We start from the raw sequence: 19,240 nt of genomic DNA on the forward strand, positions 1-19,240 counted from the left end.
TTTTTTAAAACGGCACTTATGCGTCGATATTTTGGGCAATCAGCGCGTTGTTTTCGATAAAGGCACGGCGCGGCTCGACCTCGTCGCCCATCAGCGTAACGAACACTTCGTCGGCGGCAATGGCATCTTCGATGCGCACTTTCAACAGGCGGCGCACGGCGGGATCCATCGTGGTTTCCCACAGCTGCTCGGGGTTCATCTCGCCCAAGCCTTTGTATCGTTGGATGGACATACCTTTTTGGGCAACGCTCATCAAGATGTCCAAAGCGGTTTCAAAGCTGTCCGCGTCGTACCCGTTTTCGCCTTTGTAAAGCTTGGCACCCTCGCCGACCATGCCTTTGAGCGCGGCGGCGGTTTGGGTGAGGGTTTGGTAGGCTTTGCTGTTGAGGAACTTGGGTTCGATGTAGCTGACCATGACGTTGCCGTGCAGCTTGCGCGTGATTTTGATGAACCGGTGTCCTTCATGACCTTCGATGCGTTCGAGGGCGACTTCTTTTTCGTCAAGCAGACCGGAAAGTTCGGCAACGGCTTTATCGGCGTTTTCAGACGACGTCAAATCAATGGGCGACGCGTGTAGCATGGCGCGCAGGACGAGTTCGTCTACGAAGCGGCTTTCCTGTTCGATGACGGTTTTTGCCAACAGGAATTGTTTGGCGGTGTCGGCAAGTTCTGCGCCTTCGATGGTGCGGCCGTCTGAAATGATTTTGGCTTTTTCCAAGGCAAGACCGAGCAGCCATTGGTCTTTTTCCAACTCGTCCTTGAGGTAACGTTCCTGTTTGCCGTATTTCGCTTTATACAAAGGCGGCTGGGCGATATAGATGTAGCCGCGCTCGACCAGTTCGGGCATTTGGCGGTAGAAGAAGGTCAAAAGCAAGGTGCGGATATGCGCGCCGTCCACATCGGCATCGGTCATGATAATGATGCGGTGGTAACGCAGCTTCTCGGCATTGAATTCTTCTTTGCCGATGCCCGCGCCCAACGCGGTAATCAAAGCGGCTACTTCCTGACTGGCGAGCATTTTTTCAAAGCGCGCTTTTTCGACGTTCAAAATCTTGCCCTTAAGCGGCAAAATCGCTTGGAATTTGCGGTCGCGCCCCTGCATGGCGGAACCGCCTGCAGAATCGCCCTCGACCAGATAAAGTTCTGACAATGCGGGGTCTTTTTCTTGGCAGTCGGCGAGTTTACCGGGTAGCCCCAAGCCGTCCATCACGCCTTTGCGGCGGGTGATTTCGCGGGCTTTGCGGGCGGCTTCGCGCGCGCGGGCGGCATCGACGATTTTGCCGGTGATGATTTTGGCTTCGGCAGGGTTTTCTTCGAGGAAGTCGGTCAGGGCTTGGCTGATGACTTCGTTGACGACGGGACCGATTTCGCCGGAAACCAGTTTGTCTTTGGTTTGGGACGAAAATTTGGGGTCGGGCAGTTTGACGGACAACACGCAGGTCAAACCTTCGCGCATATCGTCGCCGGCGGTTTCCACTTTGGCTTTTTTGGCGACTTCGTTGGCTTCGATGTAGCTGTTGATGGTGCGCGTCATCACTTGGCGCAACGCGGTCAGGTGCGTACCGCCGTCGCGCTGAGGGATGTTGTTGGTGAAGCACTGCACGCTTTCCTGATAGCTGTCGTTCCATTGCATTGCGCATTCGACGCTCATGCCGTCTTTCTCGCCGAACGCGTAGAAGATTTTTTCGTGCAAGGGCGTTTTTTTGCGGTTCATGTATTGCACGAATCCAGCCACGCCGCCGGAAAGGGCGAAGCTTTCGTGTTTGCCGTCGCGCTCGTCGGTCAATTCGATGTCCACGCCGTTGTTCAGGAACGAAAGTTCGCGGATGCGTTTGGCAAGGATGTCGAAGCTGTATTCGACGTTGCCGAAGGTTTCCGTACTGGCGAGGAAGCGCACGGTCGTGCCTTTTTTATCGGAATCGCCGACCACTTTCAGCGGCTCTTCGGTTTCGCCGCGCACGAAGCGGACGAAGTGTTCTTTGCCGTCGCGGTAGATGGTCAGCGTTACCCAGTCGGACAGCGCGTTGACGACCGACACGCCCACGCCGTGCAGGCCGCCGGAGATTTTGTAGCTGTTGTTGTCGAATTTACCGCCCGCGTGCAATACGGTCATGATGACTTCGGCGGCGGAGCGTCCTTCTTTCGGGTGGATGCCGGTGGGCATACCGCGCCCGTTGTCGGCGACGCTGACGGAATGGTCGGCGTGGATGGTAACGGTGATTTTGTCGCAATGTCCGGCGAGTGCTTCGTCAATGGCGTTGTCCAATACTTCGAACACCATGTGGTGCAGGCCGCTGCCGTCCTGCGTGTCGCCGATGTACATACCGGGGCGTTTGCGTACCGCTTCCAAGCCTTCGAGCACCTGAATGCTGTCGGCGCCGTATTCTTCGTGTTTTTGTTCAGTCATATTTTTTGCCGGATTTTGAAAAGATTTTGCGATGCCGCCAAAACAAGTCCGCACCTTGTAGAAAAAGCGGGCGGGACGACATATATAATTGTGTATTATAGCCGATTTTGCCGCCTAATTCAGCGTTATCCGCATCAGTGTGCCGCCGGGAAAAGATGAAACGGTACGTTTGCCTCCGGCATCAGGTCGGGGATTGTCCCGTAAAGTGGCAAAAGCGTTTTTTTGCCACTAAAATCTACACCCTATACTTTTCGGACAGGGGCGCGGAAATGGAAATATGGAATATGTTGGACACTTGGCTCGGTGCCGTCCCGATACGTGCGGAGGCGGTCGAATCCGTGGCGGTGGTCGCGGCTTTGCTGCTGGCGCGCGCCCTTCTGTTGAATATCCACTTCAAACGGCATCCGGATTTCGGCATCGAAAGCAAGCGGCGGTTTTTGGTTGCCAGCCGCAATATAACGCTGCTTTTGGTGCTGTTTTCGCTGGCATTTATCTGGTCGGCGCAAATCCAAACGCTGGCTTTGTCGATGTTTGCGGTGGCGGCGGCGGTCGTCGTGGCGACGAAGGAACTGATTATGTGTCTGTCGGGCAGCATTTTAAGGTCTGCCACCCAGCAATACTCGGTCGGCGACTATATCGAAATCAACGGCCTGCGCGGGCGCGTGGTCGACATCAACCTGTTGAACACGCTGATGATGCAGGTCGGTCCGAACCCCTTGGTCGGACAGCTTGCGGGAACCACCGTTTCTTTCCCCAACAGCCTGTTGTTGAGCCACCCCGTGCGCCGCGACAATATTTTGGGCGACTACGTCATCCATACGGTCGAAATCCCGGTTCCCATCCATTTGGATTCGGATGAAGCCGTATGCCGTCTGAAAGCCGTACTCGAGCCCTTGTGCGCGCCCTACATCCCCGCCATCCAACGGCATTTGGAAAACGTGCAGGCGGAAAAACTGTTTATCACGCCCGCCGCCAAACCGCGCGTTACCCGCGTGCCGTACGATGACAAGGCATACCGCATCATCGTCCGCTTCGCCTCCCCCGTTTCAAAGCGGCTGGAAATCCAACAGGCGGTTATGGACGAATTTTTGCGCGTACAATACCGCCTGTTAAATTACCCCGCCGGCTCCGAAACACTTTAACTTTCCCCGACCGACCCCATTTCCGGCTTCAGACGGCATATTGCCGATATGCTGTCTGAAGCACAACACGCAAAGGAAACCCATCTTATGACTGACAACGCACTGCTCCATTTGGGCGAAGAACCCCGTTTTGATCAAATCAAAACCGAAGACATCAAACCCGCCCTGCAAACCGCCATTGCCGAAGCGCGCGAACAAATCGCCGCCATCAAAGCCCAAACGCACACCGGCTGGGCAAACACTGTCGAACCCCTGACCGGCATCACCGAACGCGTCGGCAGGATTTGGGGCGTGGTGTCGCACCTCAACTCCGTCACCGACACGCCCGAACTGCGCGCCGCCTACAATGAATTAATGCCCGAAATTACCGTCTTCTTCACCGAAATCGGACAAGACATCGAGCTGTACAACCGCTTCAAAACCATCAAAAACTCCCCCGAGTTCGACACCCTCTCCCACGCGCAAAAAACCAAACTCAACCACGATCTGCGCGATTTCGTCCTCAGCGGCGCGGAACTGCCGCCCGAACAGCAGGCAGAATTGGCAAAACTGCAAACCGAAGGCGCGCAACTTTCCGCCAAATTCTCCCAAAACGTCCTAGACGCGACCGACGCGTTCGGCATTTACTTTGACGATGCCGCACCGCTTGCCGGCATTCCCGAAGACGCGCTCGCCATGTTTGCCGCTGCCGCGCAAAGCGAAGGCAAAACAGGCTACAAAATCGGTTTGCAGATTCCGCACTACCTCGCCGTCATCCAATACGCCGACAACCGCAAACTGCGCGAACAAATCTACCGCGCCTACGTTACCCGCGCCAGCGAGCTTTCAGACGACGGCAAATTCGACAACACCGCCAACATCGACCGCACGCTCGAAAACGCCCTGCAAACCGCCAAACTGCTCGGCTTCAAAAACTACGCCGAATTGTCGCTGGCAACCAAAATGGCGGACACCCCCGAACAAGTTTTAAACTTCCTGCACGACCTCGCCCGCCGCGCCAAACCCTACGCCGAAAAAGACCTCGCCGAAGTCAAAGCCTTCGCCCGCGAAAGCCTCGGCCTCGCCGATTTGCAACCGTGGGACTTGGGCTACGCCGGCGAAAAACTGCGCGAAGCCAAATACGCATTCAGCGAAACCGAAGTCAAAAAATACTTCCCCGTCGGCAAAGTATTAAACGGACTGTTCGCCCAAATCAAAAAACTCTACGGCATCGGATTTACCGAAAAAACCGTCCCCGTCTGGCACAAAGACGTGCGCTATTTTGAATTGCAACAAAACGGCGAAACCATAGGCGGCGTTTATATGGATTTGTACGCACGCGAAGGCAAACGCGGCGGCGCGTGGATGAACGACTACAAAGGCCGCCGCCGTTTTTCAGACGGCACGCTGCAACTGCCCACCGCCTACCTCGTCTGCAACTTCACCCCGCCCGTCGGCGGCAAAGAAGCCCGCTTGAGCCATGACGAAATCCTCACCCTCTTCCACGAAACCGGACACGGCCTGCACCACCTGCTTACCCAAGTCGACGAACTGGGCGTATCCGGCATCAACGGCGTAGAATGGGACGCAGTCGAACTGCCCAGTCAGTTTATGGAAAATTTCGTTTGGGAATACAATGTCTTGGCGCAAATGTCCGCCCACGAAGAAACCGGCGTTCCCCTGCCGAAAGAACTCTTCGACAAAATGCTCGCCGCCAAAAACTTCCAACGCGGAATGTTCCTCGTCCGCCAAATGGAGTTCGCCCTCTTTGATATGATGATTTACAGCGAAGACGACGAAGGCCGTCTGAAAAACTGGCAACAGGTTTTAGACAGCGTGCGCAAAGAAGTCGCCGTCGTCCGACCGCCCGAATACAACCGCTTCGCCAACAGCTTCGGCCACATCTTCGCAGGCGGCTATTCCGCAGGCTATTACAGCTACGCGTGGGCGGAAGTATTGAGCGCGGACGCATACGCCGCCTTTGAAGAAAGCGACGATGTCGCCGCCACAGGCAAACGCTTTTGGCAGGAAATCCTCGCCGTCGGCGGATCGCGCAGCGCGGCAGAATCCTTCAAAGCCTTCCGCGGACGCGAACCGAGCATAGACGCACTCTTGCGCCACAGCGGCTTCGACAACGCGGCTTGATCGATGTGAACAAAAAATGCCGTCTGAAACAATCAAACAGTGTTTCAGACGGCATCAGCATTTGCGCGGTTTCGTCATTTTCACAAAAACAGCAAACCAAAATCCCGCCATTCTCGCAAAAACAAAAAATCAAAAACAGTGGGCGTAGGGTGGGCTGAAGCCCACCCTACATCCCACCTTACATCCCACCTTACGGATTCGCCCTACGCCCAAAAAATAAAAAATGCCGTCTGAAACGGTCAAACAACGCTTCAGACAGCATTTTTTGGCAGTCCTTACCCGATCAGCCCCAAGTGCGACAAGAGTGTCCAAGTGCCGATGGCGATCAGCACCAGCCCGCCGGCAAACTCCGCACGTTTCCCAAACAGCCCGCCCAACGCCCCGCCCGCCGCCAGCCCGACCGCCACCATCACCGTCGTCGCCATACCGATGATTGCGGCGGCAAAGGCGATGTTTACCTCCATAAACGCCAAGCCCACCCCGACTATCATGGAATCAATACTGGTTCCAAAAGCAGTCAAAACCGTCATCCATAGGCTTTCCCGTTTGCTTTCGCGCACATCTTCCGCCTTGCCGGACAGCCCTTCGCGCATCATTTTCAGACCCAGCCCGCCCAGCAGGACGAAAGCCGCCCAATGGTCCCATTCGCTGATAAACGGTTTGGCATAAAAACCGCCTACCCAGCCTGCCAGCGGCGTGAGTGCCTCAACCGAGCCGAACACCAAAGCCGTTGCTGCAATTTTGCGCGGGGGCATCCTGACCGCCGCACCCTTTGCCAGCGCGACGGCAAACGCATCCATCGACATCCCCAGCGCAATCAAGAGCAAAGCATAAAAACCCATACCGCACCCGTCCTTAAAAAGGGCGGATTATAGCAAAACAGCAAAACGCGAAAAACGCCGCGTAAAGCAGTTTTCGTGCGCGGGGCGGTTCGCAGGGGAATCCGGAACCGTAGGGCGGATGCGTCGGATGGAACGTAGGTGGGACTTAGGGCGGGTTGTAGGGTGGGCTTCAGCCCACCAATTCTGCCAAACCAACTCATCCAATCCCGCCAATTCCACCGCATCAAGGGTTTTTGGCAAACCGTCGGGATTCGGCGGTTTCGGTTTTTGGCGGGGATTGGCGGAATGGTTGGTTTGGGTTGGTGGGAATGGTTGGATTGGCGGAGGTGGTTGGATTGGTGGGCTGAAGCCCACCCTACACATCCACCCTACGCACCTACGCCTCACCCTACGTCCCGCCCGACTCATCTGCCCCGCGTCCGTCCTGCGGATTTTGGCGGCGGCGGGAGCTTTACCCTCCCCAATCCAAAGGGTAAATGCCTTTTTCAACGTCTTTGAAGAAGGAAGAATAACGCCATTCCTTCACACTCGCCGCATACCCGTGTTTCACGGGGTTGAAATAAATATAATCCCGGTGGTTGTTTAAATCTTGTTCGTCCCGGATCAGGTGTTCCCAAAACCTGCGCTGCCAAATGCCGGCTTCGCGTTTTTTTGTTTTACTCCCGTTGGGGGCGCGGCACTCTTTGGGGATGAGTTGGGAAAACCGGGTTTTCAAATATGCAATCCGTATCGGGTAATCGTGGTCGCCTTCCGGCAGCCGCATAATGAAATGCAGGTGATCCGGCAAAATACAAATTGCCGCCGTTTCAAACGGATAACGTGTTTTCGTTTCACGATAGGCGAGGCGCAGCCTGTCGATATGCCGTATCAGGTAATCCTTCGTCCTGTCTTGCAAAGCCAATGTGAAAAAATAGTGCGCCCCGCGCGTGAAGTCCCTCCGGTAATTTGACATATTTATCCCCTTTTTAGCCCGATGGGCGGAAACCTGTATTATTCCTTGTTTTCAGGGCGTGCGGGAGGATTTTTAGGGGATTTGCAGGGAAATGGGTAGGGAGGGCGTAGGGCTGATGTGTAGGCTGTAGGGTGTTTCGTAGGGTGGGCTTCAGCCCACCAACTCCACCAATCCAACCGAATCCAACCGAATCCAACCGTTTCCACCGCATCAAGGGTTTTGGCGAACCGGCGGGATTCGGTGGGTTTCGGTTTTCGGCGGGAAATGGCGGAATTGGTGGGAGCGACGGCAGGGTGGGATTGGTGGAGTTGGTGGAATGGTGGAATGGTGGAATGGTGGGCTAAAGCCCACCCTACAGCGGCAAAGGGGAATAGAAAATGCCGCCCGAGCGGTTCGGGCGGCATTTGTTTTCACGGCGGGGTCAAACCCGACCATTGTCCTTATTGGCGGCAGATAGATGGCAAGAATTTTGCTTTTACAGAACCTGCTTTACAAGTCCACTCGAACGAGCCTGAGTTTTGTTTGCCTTCCAGTACCAAGGTTGCGCCGCTGATGTCTTTGTTTACACCCTGAGTTTTCATTGTAGAAGTAATGGTAGCACCCGAAACTTCTACCTTAGCCACATACTTACCTGTAATCTCAGAAGCACTGGCAATACCTGCGGAAGCATTGTTTTTCGGGAATGTGCCTTTGTCGGAATAATACTCGACCACTGCGGTTTTTTGACCTTCGGCCAAAGTCAGGGCTTCGGACATTTGGGCGCGCGCGGTGTAGTCTTGGTATGCGGGCAGGGCGACGGCTGCCAAGATACCGACGATGGCGATGACGATCATCAGCTCGATCAGAGTGAAACCTTTTTGGATTGCTTTCATTTGGATGATTCCTGTTTGAAAATGTTTAAGTTTGATTGGAAATTTGCGGCATCCGCCGCAAACGTAAACCCGTAATGTATTTGACCGTGGTCTTTTTTGCTTCGGTTCGCCTTCTTACCAGCAAGCGGCGTGCCAAAAACGGGTTCGGCTCGGTATTTTACAGAATATTTTTTATTTGTCCGTTTGGTATGGGTATTTTTTTATATCAACGCGGCGCGGCTTGCGGCGGAATAATGCGGTGGGCTGACGTTTTTTTGTCAGTTGTGACAATTTTTGTCAGTTTCGGGCTGACGTTTTTTGTCAGATTTTGTCAGATTGGGTTTTTTTTGGTTTTTTTGGGGGTGGGGTGGGATTGGCGGAATGACGAAATATAAGTTTCCGTGCGGACGGGTCCGGATTCCCGCCTGCGCGGGAATGACGGATCTGTCCGCACGAAAACCCGTATCCCGTCATTCCCACGAAAGTGGGAATCTAGAAACTCAAAGCTGCAAGAATTTATCAGAAATGACTGAAACTCAACGAACCTGGATTCCCACTTTCGTGGGAATGACGGAGGAGAGGTTGCTGTTTTCCCGATAAATGCCCGCAATCTCAAATCCCGTCATTCCCGCAAAAACAAAAAATCAAAAACTGAAATTTCGTCATTCCCGCGCAGGCGGGAATCCAGAAACTCAAAGTTGCAAGAATTTATTAGAAATGGCTGAAACTCAACGAACCTGGATTCCCGCTTTCGCGGGAATGACGCGGAAAAGTTACTGTGATTTCGGATAAATTTTCGCAACGCTTAATTTCCGTTTTACCCGATAAATGCCCGCAATCTCAAATCCCGTCATTCCCCAAAAACAAAAAATCAAAAACAAAAATTTCGTCATTCCCGCGCAGGCGGGAATCTAGAGTTGTCGGTACGGAAACTTATCGGAAAAAACGGTTTCTTTAGATTTTACGTTCTAGATTCCCGCTTTCGCGGGAATGACGCGGAAAAGTTGGCTGTGGGGCGGGAATGGCGGGCTGTAGGGTGGGCTTCAGCCCACCGCCTCCGCCAACTTCAGACGGCATAGGTTTGCCGGCACCGGTAAGATTGTCGGATTTGTCGGATTTGTCGAGGTGGCGGATTTGTCGAGGTGGCGGATTGGTGTGATTGGTGTGATTGGTGTGATTGGTGGGCTGAAGCCCACCCTACGAACACCCTACGTCCCACTGCGATGCGCGACCATATAAAAATGCGGGGTGGGGTGTGGAAATGCCGTCTGAAGCGGTCAAATGACGTTTCAGACGGCATTTTTATGCCCGGTTATTTCCGGTAGCGGACGGCGCGGGACAGGATTTCTTCAATTTCCATCCACATAATGCCCCCTTACAGCAAACCGGCCTGACCCAGTGCGGGGTCGGTCGCGCGGGCGGCTTGTGCGTCTTCGACAGTCAGTCCGAGGGCTTTTGCCACGCCTTCGCCGTATGCCGGATCGCAACGGTAGCAGTTGCGGATATGGCGGTATTTGATGAAGTCGGGCGCGTCGCCCATTGCGGCGGCGGTGTTGCCGAACAATGCCTGTTTCTGCGCGTCGTTCATCAGGTTGAACAGGGCGCGCGGTTGGCTGAAATAGTCGTCATCGTCTTGGCGGTAGTCCCAGTGCGCCGCGTCGCCGTTGATTTTCAAAGGCGGTTCGGCGAAGTCGGGCTGCTGCTGCCATTGGCCGAAGCTGTTGGGTTCGTAGTGCGGCAGGCTGCCGTAGTTGCCGTCGGCGCGTCCTTGTCCGTCGCGCTGGTTGCTGTGAACAGGGCAACGCGGACGGTTGACAGGGATTTGGCGGAAGTTCACGCCCAAGCGGTAGCGTTGCGCGTCGGCGTAATTGAACAAACGCGCCTGCAACATTTTATCTGGGCTGGCGCCGACACCGGGAACGAGGTTGCTCGGTGCGAAGGCGGATTGTTCCACATCGGCGAAGAAGTTTTCGGGATTGCGGTTCAACTCGAATTCGCCCACTTCAATCAGCGGATAGTCTTTTTTCGGCCAAACTTTGGTCAAGTCAAACGGATGATACGGCACTTTTTCCGCATCGGCTTCAGGCATGACTTGGATGTACATCGTCCATTTCGGAAACTCGCCGCGCTCGATGGCTTCGTACAGGTCGCGCTGATGGCTTTCACGGTCGTCGGCGATGATTTTGGCGGCTTCTTCGTTGGTCAGGTTTTTAATGCCTTGTTGGGTGCGGAAATGGAATTTCACCCAAAAACGCTCGCCTGCTTCGTTCCAGAAGCTGTAGGTATGCGAACCGAAGCCGTGCATATGGCGGTAGCCGGCGGGGATGCCGCGGTCGCTCATCACGATGGTAACTTGGTGCAGTGCTTCGGGCAGCAGCGTCCAGAAGTCCCAGTTGTTTGTGGCAGAGCGCATATTGGTGCGCGGGTCGCGTTTGACGGCTTTGTTCAGGTCGGGGAACTTACGCGGGTCGCGCAGGAAGAACACGGGCGTGTTGTTGCCGACCACATCCCAGTTGCCTTCTTCGGTATAGAACTTCAACGCAAAACCGCGGATGTCGCGTTCTGCATCGGCTGCGCCGCGTTCGCCTGCCACGGTGGTGAAACGGGCGAACATCTCGGTTTTTTTGCCGACTTCGCTGAAGATTTTGGCGCGGGTGTATTTGGTGATGTCGTGCGTTACGGTAAACGTACCGAACGCGCCCGAACCTTTGGCGTGCATACGGCGTTCGGGGATGACTTCGCGCACGAAGTCGGCGAGTTTTTCATTCAGCCACAAATCCTGCGCCAGCAGAGGGCCGCGAGGACCGGCGGTCAGGCTGTTTTGATTGTCGGCAACAGGCGCGCCGTTGTTCATGGTCAGATGGGTTACAGGGCATTTGGAGGTAGTCATCGCTCTTGTTCCTTTTCTCAGGTTGGTCAAATGGGGGTAAACGGCTTACAGTACGATTTGGCGGAAAGCGTATTCGTAGCCGGTTTCTTGATTGCAATAAATTTCTTGAATCGACATTTTATTTCCCTTTTGTAAAAACTATGGATGCGACTATACGCCAAGATTTTCGCTATTAAAACTATGAAATCGATTTAATATTATTATAAGCAATCGGTTCTTGATTTTCGTTTGTTTTTTGTTATCGAACGGAATCCGAACCCGCCCATTAAAACCATTTATAATGCAATGACGCTTTGCGGCATTTTTTGCGCCGACAGGCTGAAAATAACAATTTCCCCCACATTATCATGACCTTACTCGGAATAAAGCTCAAACAGACCCAGCAGCTCAACCAGCGGCTGCAACAATCTTTGCGCGTATTGCAGATGTCGGGTATCGAACTTGAACGCGAGGTCGAAAACTGGCTGTCGGACAACCCCCTGCTCGAACGCAAAGACACGGATGAATTTTCCGATGCCGAGTTCAGCCATTACACTGCGCCTGCCCGTCAAATCGGCGGAGACGAAGGCGAAGATATGCTGTCCAACATCGCCGGCGAGCAGGATTTCAAGCAATACCTGCACGCGCAAGTATGCGAACACCCGCTTTCCGACCAAGAATCCGCCTGTGTCCACATCCTCATCGATTTCCTTGACGAGCAAGGTTATCTGACCGACAGCATCGAAGACATCCTCGACCATACGCCCTTGGAGTGGATGTTGGATGAAGCAATGCTGAAACAAGCCCTGACCGCATTGAAAAAATTCGACCCGGCAGGCGTGGCCGCCGCCGATTTGAACGAATCGCTGATACTGCAGATAGAAAGATCGGGCGAATGTGCTGCCAAACCCTCCGCCCTGCATATCGTCCGAAACGCCCTCGACAGCATTGACGGCAACCGCAGCCAAACCCTCGCGCGAATAAAAAAACGCCTGCCCCAAACCGACAGCGGCACACTCGAAGCCGCACTCGACCTCATTGCTTCGCTCAATCCCTTTCCCGCCGTCGGTTTTGCCTCGTCCACACCCACGCCGTATTCTGACGAGGCGCTCGCCAACCTGCTGGCTTTCCGCGGCATGGAGGTTTCTCGCCGCACCATTGCCAAATACAGAGAATCCTTTGAGATTCCGGCAGCACACAAACGCAAAACCGCAGAATAATTGCCGAATAATCTTATAAAGACAACAAACCAAAAGCCGGCATTTCTGCGAAAGCGGGAATGCCGAATCCGTCCGCGCGGAAACCTGCATCCCGTCATTCCCGCGAAAGAGGGAATCTAGAAACGCAAAGCTGCAAGAATTTATCGGAAATGACCGAAACTCAACGAACCTGGATTCCCGCTTTCGCGGGAATGACGGGGGTTTGGCGGGAATGCCGAGGGTTTGGGATTTCTGTTTTTGAATTTCTGTTTTTGTGAGAATGGCAAGATTTTCGGTTCTTGTATGGATAACGAGATTTTAGATGGCGGGAATTTGTCGGGAAAACAGCAATCTGAGACCTTTGCAAAAATAGTCTGTTAACGAAATTTGACGCATAAAAATGCGCCAAAAAATTTTCAATTGCCTAAAACCTTCCTAATATTGAGCAAAAAGTAGGAAAAATCAGAAAAGTTTTGCATTTTGAAAATGAGATTGAGCATAAAATTTTAGTAACCTATGTTATTGCAAAGGTCTCAATCTTTACCGTCATTCCCACGAAAGTGGGAATCTAGAAACGCAAAGTTGCAAGAATTTATCGGAAATGACCGAAACTCAACGAACCTGGATTCCCGCTTTCGCGAGAATGACGAGGGTTTGGCGGGAATGCCGAGGGTTTGGGATTTCTGTTTTTGAATTTCTGTTTTTGTGAGAATGGCAAGATTTTCGGTTCTTGTATGGATAACGAGATTTTAGATGGCGGGAATTTGTCAGGAAAACAGCAACCCTCCGCCGTCATTCCCACGAAAGTGGGAATCTAGAAACTCAAAGTTGCAAGAATTTATCGGAAATGACCGAAACTCAACGAACCTGGATTCCCGCTTTCGCGGGAATGACGAGGGTTTGGGATTTCTGTTTTTGAATTTCTGTTTTTGTGAGAATGGCAAGATTTTCGGTTCTTGTATGGATAACGAGATTTTAGATGGCGGGAATTTGTCAGGAAAACAGCAACCCTCCGCCGTCATTCCCACGAAAGTGGGAATCTAGAAACGCAAAGTTGCAAGAATTTATCGGAAATGACCGAAACTAAACGAACCTGAATTCCCGCTTTCGAGGGAATGACGGGGGTGTGGCGGGAATGACGGGGGTTTATCAGAAATGACCGAAACTCAAAAGCGGGCAGCCTTGTTTACGCCTTCAAAATATCGAGTAATTTCAAATCGACTTTTTCGGCATCGAATTTATCTTTGGCAATCGCATAACTTGCATTCCCCATCAGGCGGATGGCTTCCCTGTTTTCGATAAAATAAATCATTTTTTCGGCCAAGATGCGGGGATTCCAAGGTTCGATCAGGAAGCCGTTGACCTTGTCGGCGACCGTTTCCCTGCATCCGGGGACATCCGTCGTAATCACTGCCCTGCCGACGGCCATTGCCTCCTGAGTGCTTCGGGGAACGCCTTCCCTATAATAAGACGGCAATACGAATATATGATGTTCTTTTATCACTTCGGAAACATTGTTCACAAAACCGGGGAAACGGATAATATCGCGGGCGGCAAGCCGTTCCAAATCGCCCCCCCCCCCGCGTGATTTGTCGATTGCGCCCAAAGCGGTAAAAACCGTATCGGGGTATTTGTCCTTAACCTGTTCCGCCGCCCGAATAAAATCATCAATCCCCTTTTCTTTCAGAAATCTGCCGATAAAGAGGAATTTTACGGGTTCTTTTTCATCGGGAATATCCGCCTCGGAATAAGGATATTGCCGCAAATCCAGACCGATTCCGCCCAAAATATGGATGTTTTTTATTTTGATGCCGTATTTGTCCGTCAGTTCGTCTTTGTCGTCGGGGTTTAATACAATCAGGCTTTCCAACATCGGCAGGGCAATGCGGTACAAGGTGATTAAAATCCCCTTTATGATTTTTGTTTTTAACGGTATGCCTTCCGGCTGCGGGGTAAATGCGAATCCCAAACCTTCCAGCATCCCGACGATTCTGGGCACGCCTGCCAATTTTGCAGCAAAAGTGCCGAAAATCACGGGTTTTGCGAAATAAGGGAAAACCAAATCCGGCGATATTTTTTTGAGTTCTTTAAAGATGAGGAAGGTGGATTTTATATCGGAAAACGGGTTCAGCCCGCTGCGGTTTGAACGGTAGGTAACGGGTGTTACCCCCATTTCCCTGATAATGTCCAATTCGTTGTCGGAAAACTCCGATACAAAGGCATACACCTGATGGTTTTTGCCGATTAATTTTTTAATGACGGGGGCGCGGAAACCGTAAATGCTGGATGCGACTGTTGTGATAAAAACGATTTTCATAAGGCGGACACCTTGAATTATAGGATTGGAAATGCGGTCTGCATTGATGAAATGCCGGATACGGGGCGCGGCGGGCAAACCTTTGCCAAGCGCACCGCATCCGACGCTTCGCCCGCCCGGGCAGGGGCGGCTTCAGACGGCATTTTATCCTGAAATCCGCTGCATAACGCCCGGCGATATACAGTATCGCGTTTTGTGATGATTTTACACCCAAAGGGAAAACGGACTTATTTGAATGGCGGTTTAATCGCGGCGGTTGTTTGCGGTTTGATAAGGCTGATTTGCGTGTCGTGCAGTCCGGAAACGGGCGGGGTGTTTGGAAAATGCCGTCTGAGGGTTTTCAGACGGCATTCTTTCATGCGGCGGTTCGGGGTTCGCGGATGGGGAGGTTGAGGAGGGCGGCGGTTCCCGCCAGCAGTGCGTCGGCGTACCACATCCAGCCGTAGTCGCCGAATTGTGTAATCACGATGCCGCCGATGTACGAGCCGAGGAATCCGCCGATTTGGTGGCTGAGCATCGTCAGTCCGAACAGGGTGGCGAGGTAGCGTGTGCCGAAGAGTTTGCCGGTAATGGAGGCGGTCGGCGTGACGGTGGCGAGCCAGGTAAATCCGAGTGCGGCGGCGAAAATGTAGAAGTTGAGGTCGGTCTTGGGCGAAAAAATGTAGATGAGTATCATCGCGGCGCGCGAGGCGTACAGTCCGAACAGGACGTATTTGCCCCGAACGCGGCTTGTGCACCAGCCGGAAAAAATGCAGCCGGCGATGTTTGCCAGTCCGATGATGGCGATGGATGTCGAGGCGACGGTGGCGGGCAGTCCGCACAGGGCGACTTCCGTGGGTAGGTGGGTTACGAGAAAGGCGATGTGGAAGCCGCAGGCAAAAAAGCTTAGGTGCAGCAGGATGTAGCTTGGGGTTTTGAAGGCGGTTTTGACTGCTTCTCCGAGGCTTTGTCCGTGTGTGGCTTGGGCGTGTTGGGTGTGGGCGGCGTTGTTGCCGCCGGCAAGCCACCATGAGACGGGCAGAGTCAGCAGGGCGATTGCGCCCCAAACGTAAAATGTGCCCGTCCAGCCGACTTCGGGCAGGACGACGAGTCCTTGAACCAGCGGTGCGAACAGGAATTGTCCTGCCGAACCGCCGGCGTTGACCAGTCCGGATGCCAAGCCGCGTTTGTGTGCGGGGACTTGGGCGGCGACCTGCCCCATAATGATGGAGAAACCGCCGGAACCGGTGCCGAATGCGAGCAGCAGCCCGACGGCAATCATCAGCCCCCAATAAGTCGGGATGTTGGGGGCAATCAGGCAGGCGCAGACGAGCAGGACGGCGCCGCCGCTTAATACCCTGAACGCGCCGAAACGGTCGGCAAGCGCGCCGGACAATGGTTGCGATACACCCCACATCAGTTGGAAAACGGCGATGATGAGGCTGAATTGGGCAATGCTCAATTCGGTGGTGTTGACGACGGGTTGGACGAACAGTCCGAGCGTCATCCTCATGCCGATGGTAATCAGCAGGATGAATGCGGCGGCGGTAATGGTCAGCCAAAATTTGGGTGTTTTCGATGCGGTGTGCGTCATAATGTGTATTTTGAGTCGGTTAAGTTTGCGGATTTTATAGTGGATTAACAAAAACCAGTACGGCGTTGCCTCGCCTTAGCTCAAAGAGAACGATTCTCTAAGGTGCTGAAGCACCAAGTGAATCGGTTCCGTACTATTTGTACTGTCTGCGGCTTCGTCGCCTTGTCCTGATTTTTGTTAATCCACTATAACAAACCGGATGATTCGGGCTAAATAATTCCTGATTCTTTGGATATAGCCAACGGTATGCCTGCCGATGCCGTCAGAAAGGGCTTGATGGGCGTTTGCGGTTCGGGTTAATATTTGTGCTGTATCTGTTAATTCCGGTTAGTAAAATGGGGGCGGGGACGATGAGTGGCCGTCGACCGGTTTTGCACGGGCGGTAATAATGTCCGGCGCAAGGTGCGCCGTTTCGGGAGGGGTGTGTGATGGGTTTTCTGATTGGTTTGAGCCGCAACCTGACGCGGTTTACGGCTTTGGTCATTTTGCTTGCGTCGGCGGTTGCGTTTATCGGACCGACTTCGTTTGCGTGGGTTAAGGGCGATGTTCAGGTCTTGGTGCTGGGCATCATTATGCTGGGTATGGGGATGACTTTGGGCAGGGAGGACTACCGGATTTTGGCGCAGCGTCCTTTGGATGTGTTTATCGGTGCGGCGGTGCAATATACCGTGATGCCGTTGCTCGCCATCGGTATTGCCAAGCTGTTCGACCTTTCGCTGGGGCTGACTTTGGGGCTGGTGTTGGTGGGGACGTGTCCGGGCGGCGTGTCGTCCAACATTATGAGTTTCCTTGCCAAAGGCGATGTGGCGTTTTCAGTCGGTATGACGACGGTGTCTACGGTGCTGGCTCCGGCCGTTACGCCTTTGTGGATGACCTGCCTGGTCGGTCAGACGGTGGATATGGACGGTTGGGGGATGTTCCGGTTTATGCTGCTGGTCACGCTTTTGCCGGTGGTGCTGGGTTCGGCGGCAAATATCCTGCTGCACGGAAAACATTGGTTTGAAAATGTCCGTGCCGTTATGCCGGGCGTGGCGGTATTGGCGTTTGCCTGCATTGTCGGCGGCGTGGCTTCGGTTCACGGGCACCGTTTTGCCGAATCGGCGTTGGTAATGGTGTTGGCGATTGCGGTACACAATATCGCCGGCTATGTGTCAGGCTATTACGCCGCCGCGCTGTTTGGTATGGATACGGCAAAAAAACGCACCTTGGCAATCGAAGTCGGCGTGCAGAATGCCGGTTTGGCAACGGGATTGAGCGCGAAATTTTTTCCGGGCAACGCCGAATCGGCGGTTGCGGCGGCGGTCGCCTGCGTGTGGCATTCGGTTTCGGGGACGGTATTGGGCAACTTGTTCGCTCTGTGGGACAAGCGTCGGGACGCTTAGTCGGGCGTGTCCGAACCGTCCCACGATATATAGTGGATTAACTTTAAACCGGTACGGCGTTGCCCCGCCTTAGCTCAAAGAGAACGATTCTCTAAGGTGCTGAAGCACCAAGTGAATCGATTCCGTACTATCCGTACTGTCTGCGGCTTCGTCGCCTTGTCCTGATTTTTGTTAATCACTATAAAAATGCCGTCTGAAACGGTTTCAGACGGCATTTCGATGTCGGCGGCGGCTTTGCGGAATCAGCCTTTGAAGCGTTTGAAGACCAGCGTGCCGTTGGTGCCGCCGAAGCCGAAGGAGTTGGAAATGGCAACGTCGATTTCCGCGTCGCGCGCTTCGTTGGCGCAGTAGTCCAAATCGCAGCCGGCTTCAACGTCTTGTTCAAAAATGTTGATGGTCGGCGGGATTTTGCCGTCGTGTATCGCCAAAATGCTGTACACGGCCTCCACGCCGCCCGCCGCGCCGAGCAGGTGGCCGGTCATGGATTTGGTCGAGCTGACGACGGTTTTGTAGGCGTGTTCGCCGAACGCGCGTTTGAGGGCTTTGGTTTCGTTGGCATCGCCCAAGGGGGTGGACGTGCCGTGCGCGTTGACGTAATCCACGTCTTCGGGATTGATGCCGGCATCTTTCAGCGCGCGGGTAACGGCAAGGGCGGGGCCTTCTTCGTTCGGCGCGGTGATATGGTAAGCATCGGAACTCATGCCGAAGCCGACGATTTCGGCGTAGATTTTCGCGCCGCGTTTTTTGGCGTGTTCCAATTCTTCCAACACCAATATGCCCGCGCCTTCGCCGATAACGAAGCCGTCGCGGCCTTTGTCCCACGGACGGGAAGCGGTGGCGGGGTCGTCGTTGCGGGTGGAGAGGGCTTTCATCGCGGCAAAACCGCCCACGCCCAAAGTGCTGATTGCGCCTTCCGCGCCGCCGGCAACCATTATGTCCGCGTCGCCGTATTTGATCAGTCGGGCGGAATTGCCGATGGCGTGCGCGCCGGTGGTACAGGCGGAAACCATCCCGTAGCTCGGGCCGCGGTAGCCTTTGAGGATGGTAACGTGTCCGGAAATCAGGTTGATCAGCGAACCGGGGATAAAGAAAGGGTTGATTTTGCGCGCGCCGCCTTCGATTACGGCTTTGCCGGTGACCTCGATGCTGGGCAGTCCGCCGATGCCGGAACCGATGTTCACGCCGATGCGGTCTTTGTCGAGGTTTTCCACATCGTCCAAACCCGAATCGGCGATTGCCTGCAATGCGGCGGCAATGCCGTAGTGGATGAATACGTCCATCCGGCGCGCTTCTTTCGCGCTGATGTATTGTCCGATGTCGAAACCGCGCACTTCGCCGGCGACACGGCTGTTGATGTCGGATGCGTCAAAGCGGGTAATCGCGCCGATGCCGCTTTTGCCGGCGAGCAGGGTGTCCCAAGCCTCTGCGACAGTGTTGCCGACAGGGGAAACCTGACCTAAGCCTGTAATGACTACTCTTCTCTGACTCATGATAACCTCGCTGTTGGTTGTCGGAATGGGGGCATATGCGGCTGTCGTGCAGATGCCGTTTGGAATTTGCGGCAGGTATTTAAACGGAGTTT

Annotated in this window: 14 protein-coding genes and 1 pseudogene; 6 read left to right on the forward strand and 9 right to left on the reverse strand. The window is 53.9% G+C overall.

The features are described 5' to 3' along the window. Positions 1 to 16: 16 nt before the first annotated feature. Complete coding sequence (gene gyrB / locus IUJ45_RS07320) at positions 17 to 2,407, reverse strand: DNA topoisomerase (ATP-hydrolyzing) subunit B (protein ID WP_002234479.1); 2,391 nt, start codon at positions 2,405 to 2,407, stop codon at positions 17 to 19. A gap of 269 nt (positions 2,408 to 2,676) precedes the next feature. Between gyrB and IUJ45_RS07325 the strand changes: the two genes are divergently transcribed. Next, positions 2,677 to 3,549 (forward strand): mechanosensitive ion channel family protein, encoded by an 873-nt coding sequence (locus IUJ45_RS07325; RefSeq protein WP_002249228.1) that lies wholly within the window; start codon positions 2,677 to 2,679, stop codon positions 3,547 to 3,549. An 87-nt stretch (positions 3,550 to 3,636) separates the two neighbouring features. Next, on the forward strand, positions 3,637 to 5,673 hold the full coding sequence (locus tag IUJ45_RS07330) for a M3 family metallopeptidase (protein WP_002246738.1): 2,037 nt from the start codon (positions 3,637 to 3,639) through the stop codon (positions 5,671 to 5,673). A 275-nt stretch (positions 5,674 to 5,948) separates the two neighbouring features. Here IUJ45_RS07330 and IUJ45_RS07335 read toward each other — a convergent pair whose 3' ends face one another. The 4 genes from IUJ45_RS07335 to katA form a co-directional block, all read right to left on the reverse strand. Further along, entirely contained in the window at positions 5,949 to 6,515 is a 567-nt protein-coding gene (locus IUJ45_RS07335; RefSeq protein WP_002245810.1) for a manganese efflux pump MntP, read from the reverse strand. A gap of 451 nt (positions 6,516 to 6,966) precedes the next feature. Next, a complete protein-coding gene (locus tag IUJ45_RS07340) occupies positions 6,967 to 7,467 on the reverse strand; it encodes an REP-associated tyrosine transposase (protein ID WP_002220237.1) in 501 nt (166 codons plus the stop codon). Positions 7,468 to 7,907: 440 nt separating this feature from the next. After that, positions 7,908 to 8,339 (reverse strand): pilin, encoded by a 432-nt coding sequence (locus IUJ45_RS07345; protein ID WP_002249229.1) that lies wholly within the window; start codon positions 8,337 to 8,339, stop codon positions 7,908 to 7,910. 1,354 nt (positions 8,340 to 9,693) lie between these two features. After that, complete coding sequence (katA, locus tag IUJ45_RS07350; RefSeq protein WP_002218620.1) at positions 9,694 to 11,208, reverse strand: catalase KatA; 1,515 nt, start codon at positions 11,206 to 11,208, stop codon at positions 9,694 to 9,696. Positions 11,209 to 11,555: 347 nt separating this feature from the next. On the opposite strand from katA, the pseudogene IUJ45_RS07355 reads away from it, so the two are divergent. Continuing rightward, positions 11,556 to 12,284, forward strand: a pseudogene (locus IUJ45_RS07355) (RNA polymerase factor sigma-54); the annotation flags it as partial. Positions 12,285 to 12,323: 39 nt separating this feature from the next. After that, positions 12,324 to 12,407, forward strand: a complete 84-nt coding sequence (locus tag IUJ45_RS11285; protein WP_442496635.1) for an RNA polymerase factor sigma-54 — start codon at positions 12,324 to 12,326, stop codon at positions 12,405 to 12,407. Between the two features lie 1,165 nt (positions 12,408 to 13,572). On the opposite strand, the gene IUJ45_RS07360 is transcribed toward IUJ45_RS11285, so the two are convergent. Next, the gene (locus tag IUJ45_RS07360; RefSeq protein WP_002250655.1) at positions 13,573 to 14,703 is read right to left on the reverse strand and encodes a glycosyltransferase family 4 protein; all 1,131 of its coding nucleotides are present in this window, start codon (positions 14,701 to 14,703) and stop codon (positions 13,573 to 13,575) included. 12 nt (positions 14,704 to 14,715) lie between these two features. Here IUJ45_RS07360 and IUJ45_RS07365 point away from each other — a divergent pair, with 12 nt between their 5' ends. Next, entirely contained in the window at positions 14,716 to 14,856 is a 141-nt protein-coding gene (locus IUJ45_RS07365; protein WP_153308412.1) for a hypothetical protein, read from the forward strand. Positions 14,857 to 14,930: 74 nt separating this feature from the next. Here IUJ45_RS07365 and IUJ45_RS10990 read toward each other — a convergent pair whose 3' ends face one another. Further along, positions 14,931 to 15,062 carry a hypothetical protein gene (locus IUJ45_RS10990; protein ID WP_002231586.1) on the reverse strand — a complete coding sequence of 44 codons (132 nt, stop codon included), beginning with the start codon at positions 15,060 to 15,062 and terminating at the stop codon, positions 14,931 to 14,933. Beyond that, the gene (locus IUJ45_RS07370; RefSeq protein WP_002245816.1) at positions 15,059 to 16,276 is read right to left on the reverse strand and encodes an MFS transporter; all 1,218 of its coding nucleotides are present in this window, start codon (positions 16,274 to 16,276) and stop codon (positions 15,059 to 15,061) included. Before IUJ45_RS07370 ends, IUJ45_RS10990 begins: the two co-directional genes overlap by 4 nt. Positions 16,277 to 16,704: 428 nt before the next feature. On the opposite strand from IUJ45_RS07370, the gene IUJ45_RS07375 reads away from it, so the two are divergent. Next, the gene (locus IUJ45_RS07375; protein ID WP_002246744.1) at positions 16,705 to 17,658 is read left to right on the forward strand and encodes a bile acid:sodium symporter family protein; all 954 of its coding nucleotides are present in this window, start codon (positions 16,705 to 16,707) and stop codon (positions 17,656 to 17,658) included. 242 nt (positions 17,659 to 17,900) lie between these two features. Here the strand turns inward: IUJ45_RS07375 and fabF are convergent, their stop codons facing one another. Further along, positions 17,901 to 19,148 carry a beta-ketoacyl-ACP synthase II gene (fabF, locus tag IUJ45_RS07380; protein WP_002216316.1) on the reverse strand — a complete coding sequence of 416 codons (1,248 nt, stop codon included), beginning with the start codon at positions 19,146 to 19,148 and terminating at the stop codon, positions 17,901 to 17,903. Positions 19,149 to 19,240 lie beyond the last annotated feature (92 nt).

Source organism: Neisseria meningitidis (assembly GCF_022869645.1).
GTDB lineage: Bacteria > Pseudomonadota > Gammaproteobacteria > Burkholderiales > Neisseriaceae > Neisseria > Neisseria meningitidis.